General features: G+C 57.3%; 12 protein-coding genes. 9 read left to right on the forward strand and 3 right to left on the reverse strand.

Annotated elements, in window-relative coordinates; genetic code table 11:
• Positions 1 to 106: 106 nt before the first annotated feature.
• The 3 genes from aglG to ACSC1R_RS15730 all read left to right on the forward strand — a co-directional run bounded on the left by aglG (position 107) and on the right by ACSC1R_RS15730 (position 2,999).
• On the forward strand, positions 107 to 1,045 hold the full coding sequence (aglG, locus tag ACSC1R_RS15720) for a glucosyl-dolichyl phosphate glucuronosyltransferase (RefSeq protein ID WP_439026669.1): 939 nt from the start codon (positions 107 to 109) through the stop codon (positions 1,043 to 1,045).
• Between the two features lie 394 nt (positions 1,046 to 1,439).
• Positions 1,440 to 1,634, forward strand: a complete 195-nt coding sequence (locus ACSC1R_RS15725; RefSeq protein ID WP_439026670.1) for a hypothetical protein — start codon at positions 1,440 to 1,442, stop codon at positions 1,632 to 1,634.
• A gap of 42 nt (positions 1,635 to 1,676) precedes the next feature.
• Positions 1,677 to 2,999 (forward strand): sulfatase-like hydrolase/transferase, encoded by a 1,323-nt coding sequence (locus ACSC1R_RS15730; protein ID WP_439026671.1) that lies wholly within the window; start codon positions 1,677 to 1,679, stop codon positions 2,997 to 2,999.
• A 7-nt stretch (positions 3,000 to 3,006) separates the two neighbouring features.
• Here the strand turns inward: ACSC1R_RS15730 and ACSC1R_RS15735 are convergent, their stop codons facing one another.
• Together ACSC1R_RS15735 and ACSC1R_RS15740 are read right to left on the reverse strand one after the other, a co-directional pair.
• The gene (locus tag ACSC1R_RS15735; RefSeq protein WP_439026672.1) at positions 3,007 to 4,110 is read right to left on the reverse strand and encodes a glycosyltransferase; all 1,104 of its coding nucleotides are present in this window, start codon (positions 4,108 to 4,110) and stop codon (positions 3,007 to 3,009) included.
• Complete coding sequence (locus ACSC1R_RS15740; protein WP_439026673.1) at positions 4,107 to 5,039, reverse strand: NAD-dependent epimerase/dehydratase family protein; 933 nt, start codon at positions 5,037 to 5,039, stop codon at positions 4,107 to 4,109. Before ACSC1R_RS15740 ends, ACSC1R_RS15735 begins: the two co-directional genes overlap by 4 nt.
• A gap of 116 nt (positions 5,040 to 5,155) precedes the next feature.
• Between ACSC1R_RS15740 and ACSC1R_RS15745 the strand changes: the two genes are divergently transcribed.
• The 4 genes from ACSC1R_RS15745 (at position 5,156) to ACSC1R_RS15760 (ending at position 10,084) form a co-directional block, all read left to right on the forward strand.
• The gene (locus tag ACSC1R_RS15745; RefSeq protein ID WP_439026674.1) at positions 5,156 to 6,784 is read left to right on the forward strand and encodes a capsular polysaccharide export protein, LipB/KpsS family; all 1,629 of its coding nucleotides are present in this window, start codon (positions 5,156 to 5,158) and stop codon (positions 6,782 to 6,784) included.
• A 65-nt stretch (positions 6,785 to 6,849) separates the two neighbouring features.
• Positions 6,850 to 7,872, forward strand: coding sequence for a Gfo/Idh/MocA family protein (locus ACSC1R_RS15750; RefSeq protein WP_439026675.1), 1,023 nt, complete (start codon positions 6,850 to 6,852; stop codon positions 7,870 to 7,872).
• Positions 7,873 to 7,952: 80 nt separating this feature from the next.
• On the forward strand, positions 7,953 to 8,690 hold the full coding sequence (locus tag ACSC1R_RS15755; RefSeq protein ID WP_439026676.1) for a cytidylyltransferase domain-containing protein: 738 nt from the start codon (positions 7,953 to 7,955) through the stop codon (positions 8,688 to 8,690).
• Between the two features lie 53 nt (positions 8,691 to 8,743).
• Positions 8,744 to 10,084 (forward strand): aminotransferase class III-fold pyridoxal phosphate-dependent enzyme, encoded by a 1,341-nt coding sequence (locus ACSC1R_RS15760; protein WP_439026677.1) that lies wholly within the window; start codon positions 8,744 to 8,746, stop codon positions 10,082 to 10,084.
• Between the two features lie 36 nt (positions 10,085 to 10,120).
• Here ACSC1R_RS15760 and ACSC1R_RS15765 read toward each other — a convergent pair whose 3' ends face one another.
• Positions 10,121 to 10,762 (reverse strand): pseudaminic acid biosynthesis-associated methylase, encoded by a 642-nt coding sequence (locus tag ACSC1R_RS15765; RefSeq protein WP_439026678.1) that lies wholly within the window; start codon positions 10,760 to 10,762, stop codon positions 10,121 to 10,123.
• A 120-nt stretch (positions 10,763 to 10,882) separates the two neighbouring features.
• Here ACSC1R_RS15765 and ACSC1R_RS15770 point away from each other — a divergent pair, with 120 nt between their 5' ends.
• Together ACSC1R_RS15770 and ACSC1R_RS15775 are read left to right on the forward strand one after the other, a co-directional pair.
• Entirely contained in the window at positions 10,883 to 11,902 is a 1,020-nt protein-coding gene (locus ACSC1R_RS15770; RefSeq protein WP_439026679.1) for a PseG/SpsG family protein, read from the forward strand.
• Between the two features lie 65 nt (positions 11,903 to 11,967).
• Positions 11,968 to 12,504, forward strand: coding sequence for a GNAT family N-acetyltransferase (locus ACSC1R_RS15775; protein WP_439028732.1), 537 nt, complete (start codon positions 11,968 to 11,970; stop codon positions 12,502 to 12,504).
• Positions 12,505 to 12,519: the final 15 nt, after the last annotated feature.

Raw genomic sequence — 12,519 nt, forward strand, 5'->3', positions numbered from 1 at the left:
AGTCTGAAGCGACGAATAAGCCTTGTGTAATCCGTTCAGACGCAGACACCTTTCGCCGTCCTGTCTTTCAAAACTCTTATTCTCCCGTCCGTGATTGGTGCGACCAATGAAAGTCTCCGTCGTCGTCTGTACCTATCCGACGGACCGATACGAGTGCTTCCACGAGTGTGTGGAAAGTGTACTCGGCCAGACATACGAGGACATGGAGGTCGTCCTGATCATCGACGGGAACGAGGAGGTCCACGAGTGGACCGTCGACGACTTCGGTCAGGAGCCGAACGTACGGATTCACTGTAACGACGAGAACCGTGGCATCTCCTACAGTCGGACGAAGGGAGCAGAGTTGGCCGACGGTGAAATCGTCGCGATGATAGACGACGATGCGACCGCGGAACCTGACTGGATCGAGACGCTCGTCGAGACGTACGAGACTACGGATGCATTAGCTGTTGGTGGAGACGTTAGGCCAGACTGGCAAGTCGAGAAACCAGATTTCTTTCCCGACGAGTTCTACTGGCTCGTTGGCTGCGTCGAACCGGGATTCGCCGAGGACGGTGAAGAAGTCCGGAACACGTACGGGTCGAACATCTCCTACCGACGCGACGTGTTCTTGAACGTCGGAGGCTACGACCCGAACACGGGTCGAAAGGGAGAGAAACATCTTCAGGCGCACGAAGCCCCTGCCGGAATTCGAATGCTCGAGGAGTACGGTAGAGGGATGGTTTTCAACGAAGACGCGGTCGTCCATCACAAACTCTTCGACTACCGGGGTAACTACAGGTGGCTGGTCAGTCGGTCGTTCTGGCAAGGATACTCGAAGCGAGTCATGGACCTGCTGTACCCTAACGCACCCGACGACAAGAGCGCGTACCTGTACCAGCTCATGACGCATTTCGTGCCGAAGCGGATCGCTGCACTCGTGCGGTCCCCGTCGCTGCCGAAGGTGAAACAGCTGATCACCATCTTCGTCTTCACTGCCGTCGTCGGCCTCGGCTACCTGTGCGCGATGGTGACGCCGGATGTCGTCGAGAAGGCGAACGCGTAACACGAAGAGCAACCTTGTCGATTCGGCGTGAAGGATGCTGAAACCGAAGTTTTCCCGCGAAGTTCTATGGCTTGTTGGGCGTGACGAGAAGGGCTTCGGCGAACACATTGAGGAGATGCGCAATACGTATGGGTCGAAAATGTCCTTCCGGCGTGACGTCCTGTTAAACGTCGGTGGCTACGAACACCGGGCGTAAGGGAGACAAGCACATCCAGACCTACTCCAGCAGGGTCAATGCAAGATGGCAGAAGGATACGGGTGTGGTGTGGCAAATAATAAAGAAACAATCGTCCATCACAAGCTATTCTAGTACCGCGGTGACTACAGATGGACTATGAGCCAATAGTTCTGGCAAGGCTACTCGAAGCGTATCATTGACCACTTGATTCTGGAGATGTCTGAGGACATGAACGAGTATCTGAAAGACCTCATGCTGCGGCACGTGCCCGGGTGTATTGTAGCCCTAGTTGTCGACCCACGACTGACGAAAGTCAAGCAGCTTGTCGCGATATTCGTGTTCACCGCGGCGGTCGGGTTTGGCTATCTTTACGCCATAACTAAGCCGAACCTGTTGCAGGACTTTGAGTGACAGCGCGATACATTTAATCGTCAGCGACGGCCACAGGCGTGTATGACGAGCGTCGCTCTGGTCGTCCTCGACACCCTCCGCAAGGACTATTTCGACGAGTACTTCGACTGGTTGCCGGGCCGTTGGTTCGACCGGTGTTACTCACCGAGCCACAGAACACCCCCAGTCCACGCGTCACTGTTCTGCGGGCGCTACCCGAGTGAGCTGGGCGTCTACACCGACGCAGACCGACTCGACTGTCCCGACCCGACGCTCGCAGAGGTTTTATCGGAGTCGGCGTACCGAACACGGGCCTTCAGCGCGAACACGTACGTGACAAGCCACTTCGGGTTCGACCGCGGCTTCGAGGAGTTCGAGACGCCGTGGCAACTCGCGGCACTCGACGGTGACGTATTCGACTTCCAGAGCTACGCCAGCGAGTCGGACACCGACGGCATCCAGATGTACCTCTCCGCGCTCGCAGCGACACTTCGGAGCGAAAAACCGACGCTCCGCTCGCTCGTCTACGGCGCGAAACTCTTCGGGTCAAGTAACGGGCTGTTCGGACTCGGCGACGACGGGGCGAGCGAGGCCCTCTCCTACGTTGAACAACTGGAGGTGGCAGACGACGAGTTCTTCTTCTGTAACCTGATGGAGGCCCACGAACCGTACGAACCACCAGCCGACTTTCGGACGGTCGAACTGCACGATTTCCCGACGACCGTGGAAGTCGCGATGCGAGAGTACGACGTGGACCCGGCGGTAGTCGAGCAAGCATACGAGGACAGCGTTCGGTACCTCGCGTCGAGGTACCGGGACATCTTCGCAGAACTTCGCTCCTCGTTCGACTACGTCATCACGTGTGCCGACCACGGTGAACTATTCGACCGTGACGGACTCTGGGGGCACTTCTTCGGACTGTATCCGGAACTGACGCGAGTGCCGCTGGTCGTCTCCGGCCCCGAACTCGACGACGAACACCGGTCAGAAGTCGTCAGTTTGCTCGACGTTCACCGGACAGTCCTCGACCTAACGGACGTCAAGGCGGAGTCGAGAGGACAGTCACTGGTCGGTTCGGTGACGGGTGACTCGTTCTTGACGGAATGTCACGGTATCGCACAGCGTCGACTCGACAACCTCCAGCACGAACCTGGCGCACTCGAACGAGCCAGACAGTACGACCGTGACCTTTCGGGTATCGCGACACCCGTCGATTACTACGGATACGAGACGATACACGGCTTCACCGAAACTGGAGCGTCCGTCCACGAGAACCCTCGTTCCACGATGGCAGACCTCGCGGACTCGCTCACGAAGGTGGCCGGCGAACGAGGCGAGGTGTCCGATTCGGTGCAAAACCGGTTGGAAGACCTCGGCTATATGTAGGGTCGAATCAGGCCTGTATCGCTCGCCGATAGACTTCAACGGTTGATTCTCCGACCGCGCTCCATTCGAGGGCTTCGGCACGCTCGTAGTTGTACGAGCCCATCGACTCCAGTTCCTCGTGGCCCGTCTCGTGCGCAGCGACCATCGCGTCACGGAGTCCGTTGGGGTCAGACTGTTCGTAGAGGAAACTGCCGTCTTCGTCGGTCACTGCCGGGATACAACCGATAGCTGGGGCGATGACTGGACGGCCGAACGACATGGCGAGTATAACCGACCCGGACGTCATGATGTCTTCGTACGGCAAGACGACTATGTCAGCTGCATGCATGTAGTACTGTACTTCGTCGTTCGGGATGAACTCAAATCGCGTTCTAACCCCGTCCATTCCATCGACGCGACGGCGAAGGTCGAGTTCGATGTCTTCAGTGTACGGGTTCCCAGCGACCAAGAGGCTTGCACTGTCGATACCGAGGCCGTCGTACACGTCAATGAGGTGGGGGACGCGCTTGTACGTTCGTATCATCCCGAAGTAGACGAAACAGAACTCGTTGTCGTCAATGCCGAGATGCTCTCGCGCCGCCTCGTAGTCTGTCTCGTCAGCGTACGAGCCGATGTAACTCCCCTCGCTGATGATATGGATTTTCGACGGATTGTCGACCCGGAAGAGGTCGACAATCGTATTCTTCGCGCACTCACACTCGACCGTCATCTTGTCCGCCATGCCGGCGAGGCGACGGCTGACGAAGTGGTCAAGACCGAGGTGGTGTTTCTCGTGGTTCGCCTTGTTGTGGGCCGTCCAGACGAGGTCGATGTCGAGGAGTCTGACGAGGAACAGGTCGAACAGGAAGAGTGCCGCCCGGACGTACGAGGCGACCGTGTCGACCACCGCCGAACCTGTGTAGTCACCCACGATGAAGAACGGATGGGTCCAGATGAGGTGGATAACGTCGATGTCGTTGCCCAGCGTGTTTCGGACGAGTGGGAACAGTAGGTGCATCTCCCCTTCGACCGGGTCGACTCCCCGGTCTGCGACACTGTCGGTGAGCAGGTTCTGGTACTCGTTCGAATCCCCGTAATACGGGACGTACAGGACGCTCAGTCGTTCGCTCATGGAAGGTGGCCGGGATTCTCGAACAGGTCCTTCGCGCCGTCTTGGAAGTCGACCGTCGGTTCCCAGCCGATTTCGGTCCGGATCTTCTTGATGTCGGCGAGCAGGTGCGGCCGGTCGCTCTCTCGAACCCGTTCTTGTGCCTGCTCGATGCGGAGGTCCTTGCCCGATGCCGTGACGAAGAATTCGGCGACTTCTTGTACCGAGTGTTCTGCACCGGTCCCGACGTTGTACGCCTCGAACCCGTCGTCGTGGTTCTCTACGAGCATTCGAAACGCCCGTGCAACGTCTGACACGTGTACGAAGTCACGACATGGGGAGAGGTTTCCGAGTTCAATGGCCTCGTCTTCTTCCAGTACCTGCTCCAGTACTGCCGGGATGAGGTGCATGTTCGTCTCGTTGGGGCCGTAGACGTTGAACAGGCGGGCAGCAGCGCTCGGAACACCAGTCTCCTTCTCGAAGAGTTCGACGATGTCCTCGCCGAGTAGCTTCGTTTTCCCGTAAATGTCCATCGGGTTGAGTTCGGAGTCCTCGGTGTTCGGGTCTGCACGAGGCGGGTACACGGCCGCGGAAGAAGCGAAGACGAAATTGTCCAGAGAAACCGAGCGTGCGGCGTCCAACAGACGCCGTGTCCCCAGACAGTTCACGTCGACTGCCTCCTCGGGGTTCTCGTTGCAGTACGGGATGTAGTGAATCGCGGCGAGGTGGACGAGAACGTCGGGGTCGAAGTGGGTAAAAACGTCCTCGAGGTCGGCATCGGTGAGGTCTAAGGTTTCAAGGTCTGCCCTGGTATCGACCAGTTCGGCAGATCCGGTTGAACAATCGTCGACCACCAGTACGTCCGCACCTCTCTCTAGGAATTCTCTAACCGTTTGGGAACCGATAAATCCTGCTCCTCCAGTAATTAGTATTCGCTTCTCTGAGACGCTCATGAGCACTTGATTAGAAGGAGGAGATATAAATCTGGCTGTCGTCACTAAACACCAAAACGGTGTCGTCTGTCGAAATGACTAAACCGAACAGGGCCTGAATATAGGCCACTATAGCGATGAATCTGGACGAACGTACGCAACAATCACTCTTCTCGTTCGCTCAACGGTTCGGTATCGACCGACATCTCATACAAGGTTACGATATACTTACTGGTTTCACCAACTTCGATATCGACCCGCGCATTCGTGAGTTTGCTTCGAATGAGGACTCGTACGAGGGAACAGTCGTCTTTCCAGTCGTCCAAGGCCACACGCTAAACCTCTATCGCTATGGAATCCTTGCCCACGCGTTTCGAGTGCGTGGGTATCGACCCATTATTCTGTACTGTACGGGCGAACTTGATCTCTGCCATCGGAAATCGTCGACGTGGAACGACGATTCTATCTGTACTGTCTGTACCCATTTCGGGGAAACACTACTCGAAGAGTTCGGACTGGATGCGTACTCACTGGCGGACTACTACGACCCAGAGCGGGTTCCGAACGTGGACTCGTTCGAAGACCTGCGGTCGGTCACGTACGAGGGGGTCGACGTATCGGAGTTTGCACTCAGCTCTCTTCGAAAACATCTGAAACGCCACCACATCGAGATCACGGGAAAACACCGAGAACAGTACGTCAAGTTCCTTCGGAGTGCACTTCGCCTCGTCCAGTGTTCGAACCTATTCTACGACGGAGTCGACCCGGATGTAGTCATCGCGCACGATGATAAGTACATCTACGGTGGTATCCCTCTCCGAGTCGCACTAAATCGGGGCCTCATCGCGTACAGTCACGGCTACGGGTGGCGAGACCAAGCACTTATCGTTGGGCGGGTGACCGAGAGCGAGTCGTTCGCTCACTACCCTGAGACCGACTCTGTGAACGAACGCTTGTCTACCCCACTTTCGTCAGCGGAAGCCGACAAAATCGAGTCGATTATCGATGGGCGAAGATCGGGCGAAAATGTCCGGTATCAGTATTCGAATTATAACGCGAACTCGGTTGCCTCTGTCGGCGATAAAACGACTATCGCAATGTTCACAAACCTGATATGGGATGCGTCACTCGAAGCGAAAGATTCACCCTTCCCGGCCGTTTTCGATTGGATTTCGAAGACGATAGAAACCGTAGCGGAACAGACAGACATTCATCTCGTTATCAAGACGCATCCAGCCGAAGCGAAGTTCGGGACCAACGAACGGGTCGACGAGTGGATACAGAATAACCACGGGCCACTCCCAGAACAGGTTACATTATTAGCCCCAGATGCGGACGTCGATACGTATAAATTAATTGGTGGAATAGATGTCGGTGTTGTGTATAATTCGACAGTCGGAATGGAGATGGCGTACGAGGGAGTCCCTGTGATTGTCGGTGGAGACACACACTACAGAGGACTCGACTTCACGTTCGACCCGGAGTCCGTCGCGGAGTACGTCGACGTTCTGGGTCGCCCTTCCTCGCTTGAGATGACCGATGAGATGACCTCTCGGGCACGGCGATACGCCTACTACCTATTCGTCCAGAAACACATCTACTTCCCGTATTACGAGACCGGCCAGGATGGCGTTTCCGTCCTTCCAGTATCGCACAAGGACATCCTGAACGACAGTTCGTTGGAAGCACTCGTCAGTAACATTGTCAACGGCCGACCAACCCTCGCAAGGAAGTGTCGAACGCTCGACTCAGAGGCCAACCGCTAGACGTGAGTTATGGAAATCGTTGAGTATCATGCACCCATCGATCGGGTCAGAGCGTGAGACGAAAGATGAGTTATCAGGACCTGTCAGGAATCGTTGTGGGTGGGGGTTCGATAGGACAACGCCATCTACAGAACCTACTCAGTATCGGTGTTTCAAGTGTCGCAACAGTAGAAATAAACGAGGCACGACGGGCCGAACTGGAAGATGAGTTCGATATCTCGGGATACGAATCACTCGATGCAGCACTCGCGACCGACCCGGACTTCGCAATCGTCGCTGTTCCGAACCACCTCCATATTCCCGTCGCCGTAGAAGTTGCACGCTCGGGCTGCCATCTGTTGGTCGAGAAGCCGATATCGCACGAGCTCGACCGGGTGGAAGAACTACTAACAGAGGTCGAACGTCGCGGTCTTACGGGCATGGTCGGGTGCAATATTCTGTTTCATCCAGGAATCCAACAGGTCGCGTCTCTGGTTGAAGAGGGGACTATCGGTGACGTGTTGAGTGTCCGCATCGAAGCAGGAAGCTACCTCCCGGAGTGGCACCCAGAGAGGGACTATCGGGACTCGTACAGTGCAAAGACCGGAGAAGGAGGTGGGGCGATTTTAGACTTCATTCACGAGATAAACTACGCTCAAGCACTGTTCGGACAGATTGGAACCGTTTCCGGACTGCTTGGGTCCGGCAGTTCACTCGACATCGAAACCGAAGACACCGCTGCACTACTGGTCAAGTTCGAAGACGGTACGTTGGGTGAGATTCACATGGACTACGTTCAAAGGCGGTATAGCAGGTCGTGTCACGTAATCGGTCAGAAAGGAACGATTCGGTGGCAATGGGAAGACGAATCCGTGAAGTGGTGCATCGCGGGTGACGGCGAGTGGAACCACTACCGGTACGGCCCTGACTGGGACGTGAACCAGATGTACATCGACGAGGTACGACACTTCCTCGACCACGTTCTCGACGGTGAATCACCCCGGTCGACTCTTCGGGATGGGTATGAAGATTTGAAAGTGGGACTGGCGGCGAAACAGTCGGCCACTATCGGTGAGCACGTAGCGGTTGGGTCGAGACGCGACGACTGAACCGAATCTCGTACGGCGAGAGGCCGAATGCAATCGCCTACACATAACAATAAATACGCCACACCACGGAGGTGTCATCAATGTCGAAGACGGTCGCGATTATTCAGGCGAGAATGGGGTCGACACGTCTCCCCGGAAAAGTGCTCATGAACATCGGAGAGAGACCGATGCTTTCGCGAGTAGTGGACCGGGCACGGAAGGCCGCAACCTTGGATGAGGTCGTGGTCGCTACGTCCGAAGAACCAAGTGACGATGAAATCGCTGATTTCTGTGCCGATGCCGACGTTCCGTGTCATCGAGGCAGCGAAGCCGACGTTCTCGACCGATACTATCAAACATCAGAACAATTCGGTGCAGATACTATCGTCCGACTCACCGCCGATTGTCCGATTCACTCCCCAGCAGTCATTGATAGGGTCGTAGGTCGCTTCGAGCGTTCCGAGGCCGAGTACGTCACGAACATCATCGAGTACACGCATCCTGATGGTCTCGACGTCGAGGTGTTCTCCGCCGAGACGTTAGAAACCGCTTGGCAGGAGGCGACGACGGACGACGAACGCGAACACGTGACGATATACATCCGCGAATCGAGCGAGTTCGGCACAGAAAACGTGACCAACGTCGTCGATATCCCTTCGTATTGCTACGCAGACGAGGGCACCGTCTTGCGCTGGACGGTCGATTATCCGGAGGACTTGGAGTTCGTTCGAGCGGTCCACGACGAGTTGTGCAAGCAAGGTGAGTGGATGTACGACCAGCAGTCCGTCCTGGAACTGTTGGAGCGCAAGCCGGAACTCCTCGAAATAAACGAACGTTAGCACTGACACCCCAATGTGGAACATTTTTACCCGCTACGTCCGCTCTGTTCTCTATGGACGAATCAGACGGACGCGCTAGCCATCGCTTCGCGGATGGGATTCGCTTGTGGAAGCGTGCCACAGAGGTCATCCCCGGTGGCAGCCAACTCCTTTCGAAGCGAGCAGAGATGTTCGCTCCGGAGCAGTGGCCCGCCTACTACGACGAAGCGTCGGGCGTCACCGTGACCACACTCGACGGGACTGACCTCGTCGACATGAGCCTCATGGGGGTTGGGTCCTGTGTGCTCGGCTACGGTGACCCGGACGTCGACACTCACGTACGCGACGCCGTCGATGCTGGTGCGATGTCGACTCTGAACGCACCGGAGGAAGTCGAGCTCGCAAAACTTATGCTCGACATGCACTCGTGGGCTGACATGGTCCGGTTCGGCCGGCCAGGAGGCGAGACGATGGCGATGGCTGTCCGCTTAGCGCGCGCATACACCGGAAACGATGCTGTGGCGTTCTGTGGCTACCACGGTTGGCACGACTGGTACCTCGCCTCAAACATCGACACGGCGGAGAACCTAGAGGGCCACCTGCTGCCTGGACTGGTCCCGAAGGGTGTCCCCGACGCGCTCGAAGGGACAAGTTTCCCCTTCCGCTACAACGACATCGACGAACTGGAACGACTCCTCGCCGAGAAGTCTCTCGGAGCTATCGTAATGGAGCCGATTCGATACGAAGAACCGGACGACGGGTTCCTCGAACGAGTACGAGAACTAGCGACCGAGCACGACGTCCCACTCGTCTTCGACGAGATAACGTCTGGGTTCCGTATCAACGCCGGTGGTGTCCACCAGACGCTCGGCGTGACGCCGGACGTAGCCGTGTACGGCAAGGCGATGGGGAACGGCTACCCGATGAGTGCAGTGGTCGGGACGGAGCCAGTGATGGACGAAGCACAGGAGAGTTTCATCAGCAGCACGTTCTGGACCGAACGCATCGGTCCGACGGCCGCCCTCGCAACCATCGAGAAGTTCCGAGACGAGGCAGTCCACGAACACTTGGTCGACCTGGGCGACCGTATCACGGCTGGGTGGGAACAGGCCGCGGAACGGCATGGTCTCAGTATCGAGACGCAGGGACTCGCACCGCTCACACACTTCTCGTTGCAACACGGGGAGCAGTCGCTCGCGGCGACGACACTGTTTACCCAAGAGATGCTGAATCGTGGCTACTTGGCGGGGAGTTCGGTGTACGTGAGCTACGCCCATACGGACGCGCACGTCAAGAACTACCTCGACCATGTCGACGACGTGTTCGAGTCAATAGCGGCGAAGATTGAGGCAGGCACCGTTGAGGACGCACTAGAAGGTCCCGTGAAACACACGAAGTTCGAACGACTGAACTGAGGCCCGTAGGGGGCTCCGGCCGAGAGAAGCGAACTTTTACTGTTTCCGCAGCAAGAACTCCACGTCCACGTTGTCGGACCCACGGTGATCAAGCAGTTCCTCGTCGACGCGTTCGAGAGGCCTTCCCTCAAGATAGCGGGAGACGTAATCTCCCTTCCACAGAACCCCGTCGTGGCCGTTGTGTGTTATCTCCGTGTACTCCTCCGCGAAATACTCGTGTCCGTAGACGTAGGCGTCCGAACACCGCACTATCTCGTCCATTGCGGTGTCCAAGTCGTCGGAGTGGACGTGAATTAGCACGCCACTGGTGAATACGACGTCGAAGAACCCGGTCTTGAACGGGATGTCGAACAGGTTCCCCTCAACAATATCCAATTCCGGGCGGCTGCGATGGGCCCACTCTATCGCCTCCCGCTGGATGTCGATGCCGTACAACTCCGTGAATCCCAGTTCCCGCAGACACAGCAGTTGCGTGCCGATGTTCGTGCCAACCTCGAGGATTCGGGCGTCTTCGTCGAGATGCTCGAAGAACCGTTCGAGTAGCGACAGTCGAGAAACCCCGAACTGCTCCACGTAGTGCGCGTCGATTTCTTTGACTCCCATCTCGTTCCGTTTGGTCCACGTCTCACCGTACTCGCTCGACCACAGCCGTTCGGGTTTTCGCTCTCTCTCAGTCATTCTCTTTGAGTATCTAAGAAACAGTCCACGGGAGGACTTAACGATATACGGTTCCGCAGTATAGTCGACAGGTGCGACAGAACGAGACGTATTTCATCGTTCGTTACGCAGGGTAGCGTAATGAGTGGGCATGTAGTCGTTCGGGCGGACGGCGGCCCGGGCATCGGGTACGGCCATCTCGTCCGAACAGGCGCTCTCGTGGACGAGTTTCTCGACGACCGCTGGGAGGTAACGTACGCGACGGTCACGCCTGAACCCGTGAAGGAATCTTGCGCCTCGGCGTGTGCAGTCAAGTCACTCGACCCTGACCAGGAACGGTCTTCCTTTGTCGCCTTCCTCGAATCGACCGACCATGACCTAGTGGTCACGGACAGTTACGAAGTGGACATGGCGTACCAGCGGGCGATTCGACGAGCGAGCGAGAAGCATGCCGTCGTTTCAGACGACACACGAGTCACCGTATGTGCCGACGTAGTCGTCAACGGAAACATCTACGCCCCCGAACTCACCTACGAGTGGGTAGGGGCCGAACCGAAATGGTGTCTCGGGACGGACTTCACGCTCCTCCGCCGCTCGATTCGTGAACTCGCACGACAGTCCGCACCATGGCAGCATCCGCCCGAGCGAGCGCTGATAACGATGGGAGGGACTGACGCGAGTGAGTCGACGGTGACTGCGATGCGTGCGTTCGACGGGCGGGACCTAGATGTTGCTGTCGTGGTCGGACCGGGTTTCTCGGCGGCGAACGAGCGACGCATCCGCTCGGCGGCGAATGACAGCGAGACCGACTTCCGTGTCCACGTCGATCCGCCGAACCTGCCGCAGATGCTGTTCGAGTCGGATATAGCCGTCTCCGCGTTGGGAACGACGACGTACGAACTGCTCTCGCTTCAAACGCCGTTTGTGGGCTCGCCACAGGTAGACAATCAGCGACCGGTCGCGGACGCGCTACGGGACCGAGACGTGGCACTAGTCGCACCGTTCGACGCCACAGTCAGAGATTACGAGCACCAGATCGACCGCCTGTGCGACGAACCACGACTTCGTCGCCGACTCCAGCGAAACGGTGCGTCGCTGGTCGATGGACGTGGCACGCTTCGAACTTACCGTGCGCTGACCGCGTCCAGTACGGACAACTGACACCGTGGCGGACGTCCAAAAGTGTATCACACCTCTCGAACTATAGGAGAAAGATGAGGGAACGAATGGCCCCCGAAGGTGGAACCGTGTGCGACGATTGTGGTCTCCCCGCCACCGAGGCCCCTCGCTGTGGCCCGTGTCTGCAACTCTTCGACGAGTCCAACGGAGCGGTTTCCGTTCGTCCGCTCTCCAGAGACGACTTAGAACTCGTCTACGCTTGGCGGTCGAACCCGCTCGTGTACGAGCATTTTCGGGAGCAAGACAGCCCACTCGACTGGGATAGTCACGTCTCGTGGTTCAACTCCCGTGATGCGAGTCGGTTCGACTTCGTGATTCACTACGATGGACGGCGGGTCGGCGTCGTGAGTCTCGACAGTGCCGATAAGTCTGGCATCTATCTCGGTGATATCTCCTCCCGTGGCGATGGTGTCGCGACGAGAGCCCTCAATTGGCTCTGTAGCCGGTTTGCCGGTGAACGGCCGCTGTACGCGACTATCGAGGAATCGAACGACGCGTCCCGCCGTCTGTTCGAACGCTGTGGTTTCGTCTGCGATGGCGTCGAAGATGGGTGGGAACACTACGAGTACCGGGTCAAGGACTGAGACGGTCGAGGAACT

It is taken from the genome of Haloarchaeobius ordinarius (assembly GCF_051801355.1).
Classification (GTDB): Archaea; Halobacteriota; Halobacteria; order Halobacteriales; family Natrialbaceae; genus Haloarchaeobius.

Coding starts and splice junctions, on each gene's coding strand:
- ACSC1R_RS15735 (WP_439026672.1), bottom strand. CDS start 4,110: ATGAGCGAACGACTGAGCGTCCTGTACGTCCCGTATTACGGGGATTCG.
- ACSC1R_RS15775 (WP_439028732.1), top strand. CDS start 11,968: ATGGCCCCCGAAGGTGGAACCGTGTGCGACGATTGTGGTCTCCCCGCC.
- ACSC1R_RS15745 (WP_439026674.1), top strand. CDS start 5,156: ATGAATCTGGACGAACGTACGCAACAATCACTCTTCTCGTTCGCTCAA.
- ACSC1R_RS15770 (WP_439026679.1), top strand. CDS start 10,883: ATGAGTGGGCATGTAGTCGTTCGGGCGGACGGCGGCCCGGGCATCGGG.
- ACSC1R_RS15755 (WP_439026676.1), top strand. CDS start 7,953: ATGTCGAAGACGGTCGCGATTATTCAGGCGAGAATGGGGTCGACACGT.
- ACSC1R_RS15765 (WP_439026678.1), bottom strand. CDS start 10,762: ATGACTGAGAGAGAGCGAAAACCCGAACGGCTGTGGTCGAGCGAGTAC.
- ACSC1R_RS15750 (WP_439026675.1), top strand. CDS start 6,850: ATGAGTTATCAGGACCTGTCAGGAATCGTTGTGGGTGGGGGTTCGATA.
- ACSC1R_RS15730 (WP_439026671.1), top strand. CDS start 1,677: ATGACGAGCGTCGCTCTGGTCGTCCTCGACACCCTCCGCAAGGACTAT.
- ACSC1R_RS15725 (WP_439026670.1), top strand. CDS start 1,440: ATGTCTGAGGACATGAACGAGTATCTGAAAGACCTCATGCTGCGGCAC.
- ACSC1R_RS15760 (WP_439026677.1), top strand. CDS start 8,744: ATGGACGAATCAGACGGACGCGCTAGCCATCGCTTCGCGGATGGGATT.
- ACSC1R_RS15740 (WP_439026673.1), bottom strand. CDS start 5,039: ATGAGCGTCTCAGAGAAGCGAATACTAATTACTGGAGGAGCAGGATTT.
- aglG (WP_439026669.1), top strand. CDS start 107: ATGAAAGTCTCCGTCGTCGTCTGTACCTATCCGACGGACCGATACGAG.